Origin of the sequence: Microbacterium sp. MMO-113, assembly GCF_037148555.1 — a bacterium.
In the GTDB taxonomy this organism is placed as follows: Bacteria; Actinomycetota; Actinomycetes; order Actinomycetales; family Microbacteriaceae; genus Microbacterium.
In genome coordinates this window covers 12,809-29,837 of record NZ_JBBCTD010000007.1, presented here as the reverse complement: position 1 = coordinate 29,837, position 17,029 = coordinate 12,809, and the positions used below count along the sequence as shown (strand labels likewise).

The following is a 17,029-nucleotide window of genomic DNA, read 5'->3' as shown; positions in this document are numbered from 1 at the left end:
GGGAAACGCCCGGTCACATTCCGAACCCGGAAGCTAAGCCTCACAGCGCCGATGGTACTGCAGGGGGGACCCTGTGGGAGAGTAGGACACCGCCGGACTCCTTTTAAACAAGAAGGCCACCCAATGCTGGGTGGCCTTCTTGCGTTAACGCGTGAGGCGTCGCCTCAGCGGGCTAGCCGCGCCTCGAGCGTTGCTGCGGTCTCGCGCACCGCTTTCGCCAGCATGACCTCTGCGCCGTCGTCCCCGGCCCAGGTGACCGCGACCGCGGCGACGGGCCAGCCGGCAGCGTCGCGCACGACGGCGCCCACGGAGCGCAGGCCTTCCGCGACCTCTCCGTCCTCCGTCGCCCAGCCTCGCGAGCGCACCTCCCGGAGGAGATCGCGCAGCTCGCCGGGCCGTCGCGGGCCCCGCCCCGTGCGCTCGGAGAAGGCGGAAGCATCCGGGTACAGCGCCCGCACCTGTTCGCGGGGGAGGGCGGCGAGCATCGCGCGTCCGGTCGCGGTCAGGTGCGCGGGCAGGCGCACGCCCACGTCGGTCACCAGCGCTGGCCGCCGTGGCGCACGCTCCTCGACGATGTACAGCACGTCGCCGCCGCTCATGACCGCCAGGTGCGCGCTCTCCCCGAGCTGGTCGGAGAGGCTGGCGATGAGCGGACGGCCGAGCCGTGCCAACGGCTGCTGCCGGGCATAGCCTCCGGCCAGCTCGAAAGCCGATGTCCCGAGTCCCCACCGGCGCTCCTCGCGGAGGTGCAGCACGAAGCCGTGCACGGCGAGCGTGCGCAGCAGGTGATAGACCGTCGATCGCGGAAGCATGAGCTCGCGGGCGATCGCGGACGCCGCCACCGGTGCCGGCCGGCCCGCCAGGTAGCTGAGGATGCGCAGGGTCTGCGCCGCGGCAGGCACCTGGACGTCATCGGCCTCGGGAATGTCTGGGATCACAGACACAGGTTGCCACGAAGCCGCGCGCACGTCGACCCGGCGGGTGTGGAATCGAGACATGAGCGATCCTGCCCCTGTCCTCGTCGGCGCCGCCCCTCTCTCCCCGGCGGAGGTCGTCCGCGTCGTGCGTCACGATGCTCCCGTCATCGTGGACCCGGCTGCGCTGGCCAAGGTCGCTGAGACCCGCCGCGTGATCGACGGCCTCGCCGCCGACCCGCACCCGCATTACGGCGTGTCCACCGGCTTCGGTGCGCTGGCGACGACCTTCATCGCCCCGGAACGTCGACTGCAGTTGCAGGCGAGCCTCATCCGATCGCATGCCGCCGGCACCGGCGCCGAGGTGGAGCGGGAAGTGGTGCGCGGGCTCCAGTTGCTGCGCCTCCAGACGCTCTCGTCGGGACGCACGGGGGTTCGTCCCGTCGTCGTCGAGACGTATGCCGCGCTGCTCAACGCGGGCATCGTGCCAGTGGTCCGCGAGTACGGCTCGCTGGGGTGTTCCGGGGATCTCGCTCCCCTCGCCCACATCGCCCTCGCCGCCATGGGCGAGGGCGAGGTGCACGACGCCACGGGCCGACTCGTCCCGGCGGCCGAGGCCCTCGCGGACGCCGGCATCGCGCCCCTCACGCTCGTGGAGAAGGAGGGACTGGCCCTCATCAACGGCACCGACGGGATGCTCGGGACGCTGGTGCTCGCGCTCCACGATTTGGAGACGCTGCTTCTGACGGCGGATGTGGCGGCGGCGATGTCGGTGGAGTCGCAGCTCGGCACCGATGCGGTGTTCGCCGCCGATCTCATGGCGCTGCGTCCGCAGGCGGGACAGGCCGTATCCGCGGGTCATCTCCGGGCGCTGCTCGCCGGGTCGCCGATGGTCGCCAGCCACAAAGGCCCGGAAGACGGCCGTGTGCAGGACGCATACTCGCTGCGGTGTTCCCCGCAGGTGCACGGCGCCGCACGCGACACGCTCGGGCATGCCGTCACGATCGCGGAGCGCGAGCTGTCCAGCGTCATCGACAACCCCATCATCACCCTCGACGGGCGCATCGAGTCCAACGGCAACTTCCACGGGGCGCCCGTCGCCGCCGTCCTCGACTTCCTCGCGATCTCGGTCGCCGACGTCGCGTCCGTGTCGGAGCGCCGCACGGACCGGGCCCTGGACCCGGCGCGCAGTCACGGACTCCCGCCCTTCCTGGCGGCGGAGGTCGGCGTCGACTCCGGCCTGATGATCGCGCAGTACGCGGCGGCCGGCATCGTCTCCGAGCTGAAGCGTCTCGCCGTCCCCGCCTCGGTCGACTCCATCCCCTCCTCGGCGATGCAGGAGGACCACGTCTCGATGGGCTGGGCTGCAGCGCGGAAGCTGCGTCGGGCGATCGACGGCCTCTCCCGCGTCCTGGCGATCGAGATCCTCACCGCCGCCCGCGCCCTGGATCTCCGCGCCCCGCTCGAGGCGGGGCCGGCGACCGGAGCCGTGCGCGACCTCGTCCGCACGGTCGCCGCGGGCCCCGGCGCCGACCGCCACCTCTCGCCCGAGATGGAAGCCGTGACCGCCCTCGTCCAGTCGGGTGCCATCGCCCGTGTCGCAAAGGAGCACATGCATGACTGAGGAGAACGCAGCGCGCACGGTACGCGCCGCCCGCGGTGCCGAGCGCACCGCCAAGAGCTGGGGCGCGGAAGCGGCCAAGCGCATGCTCATGAACAACCTCGATCCCGAGGTCGCCGAGCACCCCGAGGACCTCGTGGTCTACGGTGGGACGGGCAAGGCGGCCCGTAGCTGGGCGGCGTACGAGGCGATCGTCCGTACGCTCGACGAGCTGGAGCCGGATGAGACGCTGCTCGTCCAGTCCGGGAAGCCCGTGGGCGTGTTCCGCACCCACGAGTGGGCGCCGCGCGTGCTCATCGCCAACTCGAACCTCGTCGGCGACTGGGCGACCTGGCCGGAGTTCCGCCGTCTGGAGGAGCTGGGGCTGACCATGTACGGCCAGATGACCGCCGGCTCCTGGATCTACATCGGCACGCAGGGCATCCTGCAGGGGACGTACGAGACGTTCGCCGCGGTCGCCCGCTCGCTCGGGCGGGACTCCTTGCGGGGGACGCTGACGCTGACCGCCGGTGCGGGCGGGATGGGCGGGGCGCAGCCCCTCGCCGTGACCCTCAACGAGGGCGCGGTCCTGATCGTGGACGTCGACGAGACGCGGCTGGCCCGCCGTGTGGAGCACCGGTACCTCGACGAGTACACCACCGACCTCGATGCGGCGGTGGCCCGGGTGGTCGCGGCGAAGGAGGCCGGTCACGCCCTCTCGGTCGGCGTCGTGGGCAATGCCGCAGAGGTCTTCCCCGAGCTCCTGCGCCGGGGCGTGCCGATCGACGTCGTGACGGACCAGACCAGCGCCCACGACCCGCTCGCCTACCTGCCGATCGGCATCGACGTGGACCGCTGGAAGGAGGACGCCGCGCGCGACCCCGAGGAGTTCACCCGGCGGTCGAGGGAGTCCATGGCCGCCCACGTCGCCGCGATGGTCGGCTTCCAGGACGCGGGGGCGGCGGTCTTCGACTACGGCAACTCGATCCGCGCGGAGGCGCAGCTCGGCGGTTTCGACCGGGCGTTCGCGTTCCCCGGATTCGTCCCCGCCTACATCCGCCCGCAGTTCGAGGAAGGGCGAGGACCGTTCCGCTGGGTGGCGCTGTCCGGAGACCCGGAGGACATCTTCAAGACGGACCGCGCGATCGCCGAGCTCTTCCCCGAGGACGCCGCCCTGCACCGCTGGCTCGACAAGGCGGGATCGGCCGTCCACTTCGAGGGGCTGCCGGCGCGCATCTGCTGGCTGGGCTACCAGGAGCGGCACCTCGCCGGACTGAAGTTCAACGAGATGGTCGCCTCGGGAGAGCTGTCCGCGCCGATCGTCATCGGCCGCGACCACCTCGACTCCGGTTCCGTCGCGTCGCCGTACCGGGAGACCGAGGCCATGAAGGACGGTTCCGACGCGATCGCCGACTGGCCGCTGCTCAACGCCCTCCTCAACACCGCCTCCGGGGCGTCGTGGGTGTCGCTGCACCACGGCGGCGGGGTGGGGATCGGGCGCTCGATCCACGCCGGACAGGTCACGGTGGCGGACGGTTCGGCTCTCGCGGCGGAGAAGCTCGCCCGGGTGCTGACGAACGACCCCGGGACCGGCGTCATGCGGCACGTGGACGCCGGGTACGACCACGCCAAGGAGGTCGCGCGCGACCGCGGACTGAAGGTGCCGATGCTGTGACGACGACGCTCATCTCCGGGATCGGGGAGCTGACGACCAATGTCGCCGCCGGGGGCGACCCGACCGGCACGCTGCGCGACGCGGCCGTGCTGATCGACGGCGAGCGGATCGCGTGGGTAGGATCGTCCGCCACAGCTCCCGCGGCCGACGAGGTCGTCGACGCCGGGGGTCGGGCCATGATCCCCGGATTCGTCGACAGCCACAGCCACCTCGTCTTCGGCGGCGATCGGGCGGCGGAGTTCGAGGCGCGCATGGCGGGGCAGCCGTACGCGGCGGGCGGCATCCGCTCGACGGTCCAGGCGACGCGGGCGGCGACCGACGACGACCTGCGCGCCCGACTGCGCGGGTTCATCGGGGAGCTGCGGACACAGGGCACCACCACGGTCGAGATCAAGAGCGGTTACGGTCTCGCCGTCGCGGAGGAGGAGCGCCTCGTGCGCCTCGCCGCCGAGGTGACGTCGGAGGTCACGTTCCTCGGTGCGCATGTGGTGCCGGTCGAGTACGCCGACGATCCCGACGCCTATGTCGACCTCGTCGTGGGGCCGATGCTCGACGCGTGCGCCCCGCACTCCCGGTGGATCGACGTCTTCTGCGAGACCGGCGCGTTCACGGTGGCGCAGTCACGACGGATCCTGGAGGCGGGCATCACCCGGGGTCTCGCTCCTCGGGTGCATGCGAGCCAGCTCGGTCCGGGCGACGGCGTGCGGATGGCGGTCGAGCTGGGGGCGGCGTCGGTGGATCACGGCACCTACCTCACCGACGCGGACATCGCCGCGCTCGCCGCATCGGACACGGTGCTCACGCTGCTGCCCGGCGTGGAGTTCTCCACGCGCCAGCCCTATCCGGATGCGCGCCGGCTCCTCGACGCAGGGGTGACGGTCGCGCTCGCGTGCGACACGAACCCGGGGTCCAGCTTCACGTCGTCCATGGCCTTCTGCATCGCCATCGCCGTGCGGGACATGGGCATGACCACGGCGGAGGCGGTCTGGGCCGCCACCGCCGGCGGGGCGCGGGCACTCCGGCGCGACGACATCGGCCGCATCGCCCCCGGGGCGCGCGCCGACCTCGTGCTGCTCGACGCCCCCTCCCGCGTGCACCTGGCGTATCGCCCGGGTGTGCCGCTGGTGCGGCGCGTCTGGAAGGACGGGACGGCCGTCGTCTGACCGTCCCGCCCGTCACCGCAGGGCTTCGGCGCAGACCACGGCGGCCGCGGCGGACCACGCCTGTGGACGGCAGGCGGCCGGATAGGGGACCGGTCGGCCGCCGACGATGCGGGGCTCGCCCGAGTGCAGCTCCGGCACGCGGTAGTCGAAACCCTCGGCGAGATCGAGCAGCTGGGCGGCGATGCGTCCGGCATGATCCGTGAGGCCCGCGCGGAGCATCCCGTGCACGGCGATCGCGGTGTCGTGCGTCCACACGCTGCCGCCGTGGTAGCTCAGCGGCCAGTACCCCGAGGCCTCCGTGGACATCGTGCGGACGCCGTAGCCGCTCGACATCGTCTCACCGACGAGCAGTTCCGCGCAGGCGCGCTCCTCGTCCGGATCGAGCAGCCCGGTGCCGATGAGGTGACCGATGTTGCTGGTGAGCGTGTCGACCGCGGCGCCGTGGGCGTCGAGGGCGATGGCGGGGTACCGCCCCTCCGGCGTAGTGACCCAGTAGGCATCCCGGAAGCGTCGCCGCAGGTCCGCCGCCCACGAACGCAGATGGTCGCCGCCGGCCGTGCCCAGCTCGTCGAGGAGCGCTGCTCCGCGCACCGCGGCCTCGTAGGCGTATCCCTGCACTTCGCTGAGCGCGATGGGACCTTCCGCCAGACGACCGTCGCGCCACTGGATCGAGTCGCCGGAGTCCTTCCAGCCCTGATTCGCCAAGCCGTGGCCCGACTCATCCGCATAATCGATGAAGCCGCTGCCGGAGGCGTCGCCGTGCTCGATCATCCACGTCAAGGCGGCGCGCAACGCGGGCTCCAGGTCCCTCAACTCCGTGATCGTCAGGCCGGCCGCGCGCGCGTCGGCGAGGAGGCAGATCCACAGCGGTGTTGCATCGACCGTGCCGTAGTAGAGCGGAGGCAGCAGCACGCCCTCGCCGGGGAGGGAGAGCTCCGCGCTACGCAGCTCGTGCGCGATCTTGCCCGGAGCCTCCGCGGTGCCGGGGTCGTGCACCGTGCCCTGGAGACGCGCGAGCACCCGCAGGGTGGAGGCGGCGATGTCGCGGTCGGCGGCGAGGGCGAGACGGGCTGCCCAGAGCGAGTCCCGTCCGAACAGGGTGAAGAACCAGGGAGCACCCGCGGCGTAGAACGCTTCGTCCGGCTGGTCCGGCAGGGCCAGTCGTAGGGCGTCGAGGTCGGCGCAGGCGCGCTCCAACCACCGCGCGGTGCGAGGGTCCGCTCCGGTGGGGACGCGCCGGACGCCGGCTGTCCGGGGTGGCGACGTCACGACCAGGGTCGGATCGTCGAGGTCGGCCGACCACGTCACCTCAGCCTCGCCGCGCGGAGGGACGGTCACTCGCCAGGCGAGCAGCAGCTCCCGACCGTCGATCGACGCGGTGGCGTCCACAGCGCGCAGCGTGAACGATGCCTGCCCTGCGCGGCAGCGCTCGCCGTCCCACGACCACTCCTCGCCACCGGTCACCCCCGCCTTGACGAGTTGCATGGGGGTGAAATCCGGGCGGATGCGCACCGCGAGCTCGGCCGTCACCTCGTGCTCGAGGTGCGAGGATACCCGCAGGGTCTCGGTCAGTCTCCCCGGCTCGACAGCGCGATCCCGATCCAGGCGCACTTTCGGATCGGCGGCGGCATCGTCGAGTCCGCGCAGCAGGCTGGTGAACAGCGCACGCTGCGGGACCGGCGACGAGCAGGCGATGGCTTCCAGGGCGGTGTCCCGGACCTCGAGTCCGATCGCGGCGATGTGACGGACGTCGCCGTGGTAGACGCCGTGGATCGGGGCGCCGCCGACGTCGCCGTCGCGGTCGGACCAGACCTGGGTGGGGGCATCGAGCACGACCACGGCGTCGTCGAGCAGCGGCTGGAGGTGGGGGCGGTCGGTCATTCCTTGACGGCTCCTTCGGTGGAATTCATGATGCGGCGCTGGAAGATAAAGAACATCACGGCGACGGGGATCGTCATGATGAGCGCCGCCGCGAGCTTGAGCGGGTACTGGGTGCCCTGGCTGAGCTGCCCGCTGGCGAGCGAGGCGACACCCTTCGTGAGGGTCGTCAGCGCGGGGTCGTTCGTGGACACGATGAAGTGGCTGAGCTCGTTCCACGACCCCTGGAACGACAGGATGACGATCGTGATGAGGGCGGGCGTCGCCATCGGGAGCACGACCGACCAGAAGGTCCGGAACGCGCCGGCTCCGTCGATCCGCGCCTGCTCTTCGACTGAGACCGGGATCGATTCGAAGAAGTTCTTCATGATGAAGACGCCGGCGGCGTCGACCAGCAGCGGCAGGATCATACCGGCGTAGGAGTTGAAGATGCCGAGCTGGTTGATGACGAGGAACTTCGGGATGAGCAGGACGACCGTCGGCACCGACATCACGGCGACGAGGGCCGCGAACACGACTCCCCGACCGCGGAAGCGCAGACGTGCGAGCGCGTATCCGGCGAGGGAGTTGAAGAACACCCGCCCCGCGGTGACGAAGATCGTCACGATCGCGCTGTTGACGAACCACGACGGGAAGTCGGAGTTGGCGAAGAGCCGTTCATAGGCGGCGAAGGTCCAGGACTCCGGGAGCAGGTTCACTCCGGAGCTCGCGGCGTCCTCGTCCGTCTTGAAACTCGTGAACACCTGGATCAGGAACGGGTAGATGTAGATGACGGCGAGCGCGATCAGCACGGTGTACAGCACGATCTGCCCGGTGAGCTGCGTGCGCGAGAGCCTCATGATGTCCCTTCCTCGCGCGCGACCTCGTACGCGCGGATGCGGCGCCGCGATACCGGCCGGTCGCGCAGCACCCAGCGCTGCAGCAGCGTGAAGATCACGATGATGACGAAGAGGATGAAGGCGATCGCGGCGCCCTGACCCCACTCCTGGTCCGTGAACGCCGTCTTGTACGACAGGTACGCCGGGGTGAGAGTCGTCTTGCTGGGGGCACCACGGGTGCCGGTGTAGATCTGATCGAACACCTGCCAGCAGCCGATGAGGCCGAGGGTGAGCACCGTGAACAGCGTCGGCCGCAGCTGCGGCAGGGTCACCCGCCAGAACCGCTGCCACCCGTTCGCCCCGTCCATCATGGCCGCCTCGTCGACGTCCGCGCCGAGATTCTGCAGACCGGCGAGGAAGAGCAGCATGAAGGTGCCGGAGGTCGTGAAGATGGCCATCAGGATGTACGCGCTCATGGCGATCGAGGGACCAGCGAGCCACTCCCACCAGGAGATGCCCAGCATCCCGCCGCCGGTGAGCGCGGCGGGCCCCGTGTCGATGCCGACGCCGCTGAGCGCGAGATGCAGGATGCCGCGGGGGTCGTTGAACCAGTTCGGACCGTTCAAGCCGAACCAGGCGAGCACGCTGTTGACCGCTCCGCTCGCGGAGAACAGGAAGAGCCAGAGCACCGTGATCGCCACCGAGCTCGTGACGGAGGGGAAGTAGTACGCGGTCCGGAAGAACCCGCGGCCGCGCAGCACCGCTCTGTTCACCAGGACGGCGAGGAACAGGGCGATGGCCGTCTGCAGGGGCACGACGAGCAGCACGTACCAGGAGTTGTTGCGCAGCGCGGTCCCGAAGTCCTTGGTCGCGAGGCCGCCGTCGGCCAGCACGGCCGAGTAGTTCTCCGTGCCCACGAACGAGACCGACGGCGAGAGGGGGCTGCCGCGCCCCGCCCAGTCCGACATGCTGACCCACAGGGCCATGAGCACGGGGACCAGCAGGAAGACCCCGAGGATGAGGATGACCGGCGCCGTGAAGAGCCAGCCGGCTGCGGCCTCGCCGCGGCGGAGTCCGGAGGCTCCCCCGCGGCGAGACAGGGCGTGTCCCGCCATCGCTACTCGACGATCGCTTCGAGGTTCGACTGCACGGTGCCGAGGATCTGTGCGGGGTCTCCCGTCTTCAGCGACTCGAGCTGCGCGTTGAAGTCGGCGATCACGTCCGCAGCGCCGTCCTGGTTGGGCGGGAACTGCGCGTAGTCCGCTCCCGCGAGGAAGGGCGCGAGGTCCGGGTTGTCGGCGGTCCACTGGTCGGCGGCGGAGGTGATCGACGGCATCGGGCCGAATGCCTTCGAGAAGGCGAGCTGGCTGTCGGCACTGGTGAGGTACTCGACGAGGTCGAGGGCCGCCTGCTGGTTGGGGCTGTCGGCGGCCATGCCCCAGCAGTTCGTGAACTGCAGGGTGCCCGGGCCGCCCGGACCTTCGGGAAGCTCGGCGACGGTGTAGTCCACGGAGCCGAAGTCGTTCGCCATCGCGCCGGTGATCCAGTTGCCTTCGATCACCATCGCGGCGAGCTCCTTCCCGAGTGCCTCACCGCCCCAGCCCGCCCCGACGTCCTTGGCGTAGGCGAAGGTGCCGTCGACGAGGTGGGACTGCACGTACTCCAGCGCCTGGACGTTCGCGGGGTCATCCGCGATCGCTGTGCCGTCTTTCACGAGCCCGCCGCCGGCCTGCGCCATGAACGTGCCGACGCGCTGGTATTCCGCGCCGAAGGCCAGGCCCACGTGGTCGGCGGTGGTGAGCTTCTGCGCGACGGCCGCGAGGTCGTCCCAGCTCTTCGGGAGGTCGGCATCGGTGAGTCCGGCCTCCGCCCACAGGCGCGTGTTGATCACGAGCGCGAGCGTGGAGAAGTCCTTGGGCGCGCAGTAGAACGTGCCGTCGAGGGTGAAGTTCTCCACGAGGGAGGGGTAGAAGTCGTCCTTGTTCGAGAGCTCGTCGCCGTATGCCTGGAGGGAGCCGTTCGAGGCGTACCCGGCCATCTGCTCGGGTGCGAGGTAGAAGAGGTCGGCGGGTTTTCCGGCGGCGAAGCCCTGAGAGAGCTCCTGCGCCAGGTCGCTCGCCACCTGGAGGTCGACCTCGGTGCCGGACTCCTCGGACCAGGCGTCGAGCGCCGACTGCACGGCGGCGGTCTCGGCGTCGCCGGACGAGCCGATGAGGATCGTGAGGCCGTCGTCGGAGGAGGTGAGGTCCGTGTCGCCCTCGCTCTGCTCCTCGCCCGAGAACCCGGACCCGCACCCGGTGAGCGCGAGGGTGGTGGTGATCAGGACCGCTCCAGCGCCGAGCCAGGCGCGTGTGGTCTGCCGTGTCATGTCTCTCTCTCCTTTGATGAGGGCCGGCGGGCAGGAATTTGAACGATCAAACTCTGCATGGAATACGCTAGGTGCGGCAGTGCGGACGTGTCAAGCCGCCGGGATCGAGGAGTGCGATGGCCAAGGCCCCCACGGTGGAGGATGTGGCGGCGCACGCCGGCGTCTCCCGCCAGACGGTGTCGAACGTCCTGAACACCCCGGACATCGTCCGGCCGGCCACCCGGGAGCGCGTGCTCGCCTCCATCGACGAGCTCGGCTACCGTCGGCACGCGGCGGCCCGCCGGCTGCGCCTGCGTCGGAGTTCGACGATCGGCATCCGGCTCGACCCGTATCTGGGCGGGATCTCGGGGGTGGTGCTGGATCGCTTCGTGCACGCCATCACGGAGCGTTCGAGTGATCGCGGCATGCGCATGCTCGTGTACGCGGCGCGGACCCCGGAGGAGGAGCTCGGCCGGCTCGCCGAACTGTGGGACGGATCCGAGATCGATGCCGCGATCCTCACCGGCACCGTGCGCGACGATCCCCGCGTCATGCGGCTGGACGCGCTCGGTCTGCCGTTCATCTCCTTCGGCCGGCCGTGGGGGGACGACGACATCTCCGATCCGATGCATCTCTGGGTCGACGTGGACGGTGCGGCGGGCACCAGGGCGGCGACGACGTATGCGCTGCAGCACGGGAGCGCGGTGACCTTCCTGGGCTGGCCGTCGGGGTCGGGCACGGGGGACGACCGAGAACGCGGGTGGCGCGAGGCCCTCACGGAGGCGGGGGCGCACGGGGCCCGGGTCATCGCCGAGGATTCGGTTCCCGAGGCGCGTCGGGCGATCACCCGCGCGATGGAGGACGGCATCCGGGCGGACGCCGTCGTCTGCGCCAGCGACTCTCTCGCCGTGGGGGCTCTGCTCGGCCTCGCCGACGCCGGGAAGACCGTCCCGGTCATCGGGTTCGACAACACCCCCACCGCCGAAGCACTGGGATTCTCCAGCGTCGAACAACGACCGGAGGATGTCGCGGAGGCGATCCTGCAGCTGCTCATGGGGCCGACAGGGGACGTGGTCGCACCGCGCCGGGTCGAGTCCGGCTCGGCGCACGCACTCATCACGCCTGAGCTGGTCGTGCGCTGATCCGGCGCGTCGCCCGAGCCGCTCCCCTGCTCAGCGTGCCGCGAGGCCGGCGAGCAGCTCGAGCACGCAGAGGGCAGCGAGTCGCACGGTGCGACCGTCCTCGGCGTCCGCGGTCGCGTCGACCTCGGCGATGTCGGCGCTCACGACCCGCGGATCGGCGGCGACCGCCCGGGTGAGAGCGCGCAGCTCCCACGCCGCCAGGCCTCCGGGGACGCTGGCTGGGCAGCCCGGTGCGACCGCGCGGTCGCACACGTCCACGTCGATGTCGAGGTGCACCCGGGCGGCGTCGCCCGCCCCCGCGATCTCGACCGCCTCGGCCACGACGTCGGCGATGCCGCGACGGCGCACGTCGTCGAGGGTGACGACCCGGATGCCCCAGTCGGCCGCGCGGCGGGCGTACGCGGCGGAGTTCGCGAAGTCGGCGAGGCCGATCTGCACGATCCGGGTGGGGTCGACGCGGGCCGTCGGGACGCCTGCCGCGGCGGGAACGTCCTGGACGAGCCGCCGCACCGGGGTGCCGTTGGAGACGCCGTCGCGCAGGTCGAAGTGGGCGTCGAACGTGATCAGGCCCGTGGCCTCCGCTCCGAGCGCGACCGGGTAGGTGAGGGAGTTGTCGCCGCCGAGGGCGATGACGAGGTCAGACGCTCCCGCGAGCTCCCGGACCCGCTCGATCGTACGCGCCTCTCCCGCGTCGCCGTCCGGCTCCGGCACGTCCCCGGCGTCCGCGATGCGGAGCACCTCGTCCAGGTCGATCGTCGGCGGGCCGAGCACCGTCGTGCCGTAGCGGGGGAGCGCCTCGCGGATCGCGGCCGGTGTCGCGTGCGCCCCGGTCGGGGACAGGGAGGTGCGCGAGGTCGGGACGCCGAGGAGCACCGCATCGGCCGTGCCCTCGAACGCGGGCCAGGCGCCGGCGCGCGGCCAGAGCGGATCGTGGGACAGCGCCATGTCAGACTCCCGGGATCAGGGCGTGGGCGACGGTGAAGATCGCGAGGCCCGCGAGGGCCCCGACGACCGTGCCGTTCAGACGGATGTACTGCAGGTCGCGTCCGACCATGAGCTCGATCTTCTCGGTGGTCTCGGCGGGGTCCCAGCGCTCCACGGTGTCGGTGATGATCGAGGCGATGTCGTGCCGGTACCGGTCGACGAGGAAGACGGCCGCATCGGAGACCCACGTGTCGACGCGGCGCTGCAGGGCGGCATCGGTCGTGAGCCGCTCGCCGACCTCCTGCAGCGCCTGCACGGCGCGTCGCCGCAGCCCGCTCTCCGGATCGGCGAGGGAGGTGAGGAGCCCGTTCTTGGCGGTGTTCCAGGCCTCTGCAGCCAGGGCGCCGACGCGCGGGCTGTCGAAGAGCGCGGCCTTGGCGTTCTCCAGCTTCTCGCGCGTCGCGGGATCGTTCTGCAGGGCGTCCGCGAGGCGGGACAGGTACCCGTCGATCGCGAGGCGGGCCGGGTGCCGCGGGTCGGCCTGGACGGCGCGGACGAACTTGACCGCCTCGTTGTACACCGTGTCGTCGATGAGGCGGTGCGCGATCTTCGGCATCCATCCGGGGAGCCGCCGGGAGACGAGTCCGGTGAAGGAGGCGGCGTTCGCGTCGAGCCATCGCCCGATGCTGTCCACCGCGAGGTCGACGGCACCGTGGTGCGCCTCCGCCTCCACGATCTTCTCCAGCCACGCTCCAGCGGGCGGCCCCCACTCCGGCGCGACGAGATGCTCGCGCGCGAGGTCGGCGAGGAGATCGCGCACGTCGTCGTCGCTCAGCGCGTTCAGCACGGCCGTCGCGATCGTCGCCCCCTCCGCGGCGACGCGCTCGGCATGCGGGGTCTCGCGGAGCCACTCGCCGGCGCGGAGGGCGATCGCGGTGCTGGCGAGCTTGGTGCGCACCACGTCGGCCGCGAGGAAGTTCGTCTCCACGAACTCGCCGAGCGTGCGGCCGATCTCGTCCTTGCGGTTCGGGATGATCGCGGTGTGCGGGATGGGCAGACCCAGCGGACGGCGGAACAGCGCGGTCACCGCGAACCAGTCCGCGAGCGCGCCGACCATGCCGCCCTCCGCGGCGGCGCGGACGTACGCGAGCCCACCGACCCGCTCCTGGAACGCGAACGCGACGATGAAGGCGAGGGCCATGAAGATCAGCGCCCCGAGCGCGACGGCCTTCATCCGCCGCAGCGCGCGCCGGCGCTCCTGGTCGGCGACGGAGAGCAGCGTCGTGGGTGTTCGCGGCATGACGTCATCCTTTCACGGGGCGAGTAGCCTCGATACGTGATCGAAGACATCAAGAAGCGCGCCCTGCACCGCACCAGCATCCTCGAGGGTCAGATGCGCGGCGTCGCGCGGATGATCGAGAACGAGGAGTACTGCATGGACATCATCACGCAGTCCCGCGCGATCCAGCGCTCCCTCGAGTCACTCAACCGTCTGCTGCTGGAGAACCACCTGCGCACGCACGTCACCCACATGTTCGAGGACGGCGGCGAGGAGCGCGACAAGGCCGTCGGCGAGCTCCTCAAGGCGTTCGACTTCGACCGCAAGTAGCGGCCGGCGCGGGACGCCTCTCAGCCGACCGCGTGCTCGTCGGCGACCGCCAGCGCCTCCTCGATCGCCGCCAACCCTCGCACCAGCTCCGCCTCCTCGATCACCAGCGGCGGGGCGATGTGCACGCGGTGGAAGTGCGTGAAGGGCCACACCCCCGCCCGCTTCGCGGCGGTCGCGAACGCGGTCATCGGTGCGGCGTCGGCACCGGTCGCGTTAAACGGCACCAGCGGCTCCCTGGTCCGCTGATCCCGCACGAGCTCCACCGCCCAGAACAGACCGCGGCCGCGCACCTCGCCCACGCTCGGGTGCGACCGCGCCCACGAGCGCAGGGTCGGACCGACGATCCGCTCGCCGAGGTCGCGCGCCCGTTCCAGGATGCCGTCGCGACGGAACACCTCGAACGTGGCCACACCGGCCGCGCAGGCGAGAGGGTGCCCGGAGTACGTCAGTCCGCCCGCGAACGGGACGGTGTCGAAGGCCGCGGCGATGCGGTCGGAGATCACGACGCCGCCGAGGGGGACGTAGCCCGAGTTCACGCCCTTCGCGAAGGTGATCAGGTCGGGGCGGACGTCGAAGGCGTCGATCCCGAACCACTCGCCGAGCCGGCCGAACCCCACCATCACCTCGTCTGCGATGAAGACGATCCCGTAGCGATCGCAGAGCGCGCGCACCCCGGGCAGATAGCCGGGCGGCGGAAGCAGCACGCCGTTGGTGCCGACGACCGTCTCGACGATGATCGCGGCGATGGTCTGCGGTCCCTCGAGCTGGATGGTCTGCTCCAGATGCGCGAGGGCGCGCTCCGTCTCCTGCTGGGGCGTCTCGCTGTGGAACGGCGAGCGATAGAGGTACGGTCCGAAGAACCGCACGGCCCCGCTGTCCGTGACGTCGTTCGCCCAGCGGCGCGGGTCGCCGGTGAGGGAGATCGCGGTCGCGGTGGAGCCGTGGTAGCTGCGGTACATCGACAGCACCTTCCGGCGGCCCGTGGCCTGCCGGGCCATGCGCACCGCGTACTCGTTCGCCTCCGCGCCGCCGTTCGTGAAGAACACCTTCTCGAACCCGTCGGGAGCGACCTCGGCGATGAGGCGGGCGAGCTCACCGCGCACATCGTTGGCCATCGACGGCTGGATGGTCGCGAGCCGCCCGGCCTGCTGCTGGATCGCGGCGACGAGGTCCGGGTGCTGGTGGCCGAGGTTGAGGTTCACGAGCTGGCTGGAGAAGTCGAGGTAGGCGGTGCCCTCGTAGTCCCAGAACGTCGAGCCCCGACCCGTGGCGACCGGCAACGAGTCGATCAGCGCCTGCGCGCTCCAGGAGTGGAAGACGTGAGCGCGGTCGTCGGCGCGCACCTGCGCCGCGGCGTCCGGAGCGGGGAGCGGGGAGGAGAGTCCGTGGCGGTCGGTGAAGGTCGTCATCGTGATCGCTCCTCGTCAGTGGTTGCTCGGGAAGCCGAGGTCGATCTGCGACGGGGTGTGGTCGGGCCACCGCGTCGTCACGACCTTCGACCGCGTGTAGAAGTGCACGGACTCCGGGCCGTAGATGTGCGCGTCGCCGAAGAGCGAGTCCTTCCACCCGCCGAACGAGTAGGCGCCGATGGGCACCGGGATCGGGACGTTGACGCCGACCATGCCGACCTCGATGTCGAACTCGTACTGCCGCGCCGTCCCGCCGTCGCGCGTGAAGATCGCGGTCCCGTTGCCGTAGGCGTTCGCGTTGACGAGCGCGACCGCCTCCGCGTAGGAGCCCACCCGCACGACGGACAGGACCGGGCCGAAGATCTCGTCGTCGTAGACGCGCATGCCGGGTGTGACGTCGTCGATCAGGCTCACCCCGAGGAAGAAGCCGTCGCCGTCGAATCGCTTCGTGGTGCCGTCGACGACGACCCTGGCGCCCTCCCCGGGTGCCTCTGTGACGTAGGAGGCGACCCGGTCACGGTGCTCCGCGGTGATGAGCGGGCCCATCTCGCTCGCCGGGTCCGTGCCGGGGCCGATCGAGAGGCCGTCGATGCGGCGGGCGATCGCGGCGACGAGGTCGTCGGCGATGTCGCCCACCGCCACGAGCACGGACACCGCCATGCAGCGTTCGCCCGCGGAGCCGTAGGCCGCGGAGACGGCGGCGTCGGCAGCCGCATCGATGTCGGCGTCGGGCATCACGACCATGTGGTTCTTCGCGCCCCCGAGCGCCTGGACCCGCTTCCCGGCGGCGGACGCTCGTTCGTAGATCGAGCGGGCGATCGGGGTGGACCCGACGAAGCTCACCGCCTGGACCCGCGGGGAGTCGAGGAGCGCGTCGACGGCCTCCCGGTCGCCGTGCACGACGTTGAGGACGCCGTCCGGGAGACCGGCCTCGCGGAACAGCCGTGCGAGCCAGACCGCGGCGGACGGATCCTTCTCGCTGGGCTTGAGGACGACGGTGTTGCCGCACGCGATCGCGGAGGCGACCATCCACAGCGGCACCATGACCGGGAAGTTGAACGGGGTGATGGCCGCGACCACGCCGACCGGCTGCTTCACGGAGTGCACGTCGACCCCGCGGGCGACCTGCTCGCTGCGCTCGCCCTTGAGCAGGTGCACGAGGCCGGCCGCGAACTCGACGTTCTCGATGCCGCGGGACACCTCGCCGGCGGCGTCGGACAGGACCTTGCCGTGCTCGGACGTGACGATGGCCGCCAGCTCGTCCGTCCGTTCCTTGAGGAGCTGACGGAGCCGGAAGAACACGTCGGCGCGCTTGATGAGGCTCGTCTCCCGCCACGCCGGGAGGGCCGCCGCAGCGGCGGCCACGGCGGCGTCGACCTCGGTGGCCGAGGCGAACGCGACCTCTTTCGTGACGGCTCCTGTCGCCGGATCGAAGACGAGGCCGCGGCGGGCGGCCTCGCCCGTCTCGGTGCCGTTGATGAGGTGACGGACGATGTCCACGGGGGCTCCTTCGCAGAGGGGATCGCGTGTCGCACACTCTGACCGAGAGT

The 17,029-nt window shown here is 71.2% G+C and carries 14 protein-coding genes and 1 rRNA gene; 6 read left to right on the top strand and 9 right to left on the bottom strand.

Features of this window, described 5'->3' with window-relative positions:
- A 5S ribosomal RNA gene (gene rrf, locus WFJ36_RS17065) occupies window positions 1–98 on the top strand; the annotation flags it as partial.
- Between the two features lie 66 nt (window positions 99–164).
- Here rrf and WFJ36_RS17060 read toward each other — a convergent pair.
- Window positions 165–902 (bottom strand): IclR family transcriptional regulator, encoded by a 738-nt coding sequence (locus WFJ36_RS17060; RefSeq protein WP_256209444.1) that lies wholly within the window; start codon window positions 900–902, stop codon window positions 165–167.
- A 94-nt stretch (window positions 903–996) separates the two neighbouring features.
- On the opposite strand from WFJ36_RS17060, the gene hutH reads away from it, so the two are divergent.
- The 3 genes from hutH to hutI are packed head-to-tail and all read left to right on the top strand — an operon-like array spanning window position 997 to window position 5,352.
- Window positions 997–2,538, top strand: coding sequence for a histidine ammonia-lyase (gene hutH / locus WFJ36_RS17055; RefSeq protein ID WP_292785749.1), 1,542 nt, complete (start codon window positions 997–999; stop codon window positions 2,536–2,538).
- Entirely contained in the window at window positions 2,531–4,189 is a 1,659-nt protein-coding gene (gene hutU / locus WFJ36_RS17050) for a urocanate hydratase (RefSeq protein ID WP_292785751.1), read from the top strand. The genes hutH and hutU overlap by 8 nt, the downstream gene beginning before the upstream one ends.
- Complete coding sequence (gene hutI, locus WFJ36_RS17045; protein ID WP_071329109.1) at window positions 4,186–5,352, top strand: imidazolonepropionase; 1,167 nt, start codon at window positions 4,186–4,188, stop codon at window positions 5,350–5,352. The genes hutU and hutI overlap by 4 nt, the downstream gene beginning before the upstream one ends.
- 12 nt (window positions 5,353–5,364) lie before the next feature.
- Here the strand turns inward: hutI and WFJ36_RS17040 are convergent, their stop codons facing one another.
- Genes WFJ36_RS17040 through WFJ36_RS17025 form a run of 4 tightly spaced genes read right to left on the bottom strand, consistent with a single transcriptional unit; the run spans window position 5,365 to window position 10,416 of the window.
- On the bottom strand, window positions 5,365–7,233 hold the full coding sequence (locus tag WFJ36_RS17040; RefSeq protein ID WP_336643812.1) for a glycogen debranching N-terminal domain-containing protein: 1,869 nt from the start codon (window positions 7,231–7,233) through the stop codon (window positions 5,365–5,367).
- Complete coding sequence (locus WFJ36_RS17035) at window positions 7,230–8,069, bottom strand: carbohydrate ABC transporter permease (protein WP_256209442.1); 840 nt, start codon at window positions 8,067–8,069, stop codon at window positions 7,230–7,232. Before WFJ36_RS17035 ends, WFJ36_RS17040 begins: the two co-directional genes overlap by 4 nt.
- A complete protein-coding gene (locus WFJ36_RS17030; RefSeq protein ID WP_336643811.1) occupies window positions 8,066–9,163 on the bottom strand; it encodes a carbohydrate ABC transporter permease in 1,098 nt (365 codons plus the stop codon). Before WFJ36_RS17030 ends, WFJ36_RS17035 begins: the two co-directional genes overlap by 4 nt.
- A gap of 2 nt (window positions 9,164–9,165) precedes the next feature.
- Complete coding sequence (locus tag WFJ36_RS17025) at window positions 9,166–10,416, bottom strand: sugar ABC transporter substrate-binding protein (protein ID WP_071329106.1); 1,251 nt, start codon at window positions 10,414–10,416, stop codon at window positions 9,166–9,168.
- A 116-nt stretch (window positions 10,417–10,532) separates the two neighbouring features.
- On the opposite strand from WFJ36_RS17025, the gene WFJ36_RS17020 reads away from it, so the two are divergent.
- Window positions 10,533–11,537, top strand: coding sequence for a LacI family DNA-binding transcriptional regulator (locus WFJ36_RS17020; RefSeq protein ID WP_292785783.1), 1,005 nt, complete (start codon window positions 10,533–10,535; stop codon window positions 11,535–11,537).
- 30 nt (window positions 11,538–11,567) lie between these two features.
- On the opposite strand, the gene WFJ36_RS17015 is transcribed toward WFJ36_RS17020, so the two are convergent.
- Together WFJ36_RS17015 and WFJ36_RS17010 are read right to left on the bottom strand one after the other, a co-directional pair.
- Window positions 11,568–12,482 (bottom strand): agmatinase family protein, encoded by a 915-nt coding sequence (locus WFJ36_RS17015; RefSeq protein WP_292785785.1) that lies wholly within the window; start codon window positions 12,480–12,482, stop codon window positions 11,568–11,570.
- A 1-nt stretch (window position 12,483) separates the two neighbouring features.
- Window positions 12,484–13,761: a DUF445 domain-containing protein gene (locus WFJ36_RS17010; RefSeq protein ID WP_336643810.1), complete on the bottom strand. Its 1,278-nt coding sequence runs from the start codon at window positions 13,759–13,761 to the stop codon at window positions 12,484–12,486.
- 36 nt (window positions 13,762–13,797) lie between these two features.
- Here WFJ36_RS17010 and WFJ36_RS17005 point away from each other — a divergent pair, with 36 nt between their 5' ends.
- Window positions 13,798–14,070, top strand: a complete 273-nt coding sequence (locus WFJ36_RS17005) for a metal-sensitive transcriptional regulator (RefSeq protein ID WP_025102619.1) — start codon at window positions 13,798–13,800, stop codon at window positions 14,068–14,070.
- Between the two features lie 20 nt (window positions 14,071–14,090).
- Here WFJ36_RS17005 and WFJ36_RS17000 read toward each other — a convergent pair whose 3' ends face one another.
- Window positions 14,091–15,479 (bottom strand): aspartate aminotransferase family protein, encoded by a 1,389-nt coding sequence (locus WFJ36_RS17000; protein WP_336643809.1) that lies wholly within the window; start codon window positions 15,477–15,479, stop codon window positions 14,091–14,093.
- A gap of 15 nt (window positions 15,480–15,494) precedes the next feature.
- Complete coding sequence (locus WFJ36_RS16995; RefSeq protein WP_336643808.1) at window positions 15,495–16,979, bottom strand: CoA-acylating methylmalonate-semialdehyde dehydrogenase; 1,485 nt, start codon at window positions 16,977–16,979, stop codon at window positions 15,495–15,497.
- Window positions 16,980–17,029 lie beyond the last annotated feature (50 nt).

Bases quoted from the DNA above. Each gene is read 5' to 3' on its own strand.
- hutH (WP_292785749.1), top strand. From the start codon at position 997: ATGAGCGATCCTGCCCCTGTCCTCGTCGGCGCCGCCCCTCTCTCCCCG.
- hutU (WP_292785751.1), top strand. From the start codon at position 2,531: ATGACTGAGGAGAACGCAGCGCGCACGGTACGCGCCGCCCGCGGTGCC.
- WFJ36_RS17040 (WP_336643812.1), bottom strand. From the start codon at position 7,233: ATGACCGACCGCCCCCACCTCCAGCCGCTGCTCGACGACGCCGTGGTC.
- WFJ36_RS17035 (WP_256209442.1), bottom strand. From the start codon at position 8,069: ATGAGGCTCTCGCGCACGCAGCTCACCGGGCAGATCGTGCTGTACACC.
- WFJ36_RS17030 (WP_336643811.1), bottom strand. From the start codon at position 9,163: ATGGCGGGACACGCCCTGTCTCGCCGCGGGGGAGCCTCCGGACTCCGC.
- WFJ36_RS17025 (WP_071329106.1), bottom strand. From the start codon at position 10,416: ATGACACGGCAGACCACACGCGCCTGGCTCGGCGCTGGAGCGGTCCTG.
- WFJ36_RS17020 (WP_292785783.1), top strand. From the start codon at position 10,533: ATGGCCAAGGCCCCCACGGTGGAGGATGTGGCGGCGCACGCCGGCGTC.
- WFJ36_RS17015 (WP_292785785.1), bottom strand. From the start codon at position 12,482: ATGGCGCTGTCCCACGATCCGCTCTGGCCGCGCGCCGGCGCCTGGCCC.
- WFJ36_RS17010 (WP_336643810.1), bottom strand. From the start codon at position 13,761: ATGCCGCGAACACCCACGACGCTGCTCTCCGTCGCCGACCAGGAGCGC.
- WFJ36_RS17000 (WP_336643809.1), bottom strand. From the start codon at position 15,479: ATGACGACCTTCACCGACCGCCACGGACTCTCCTCCCCGCTCCCCGCT.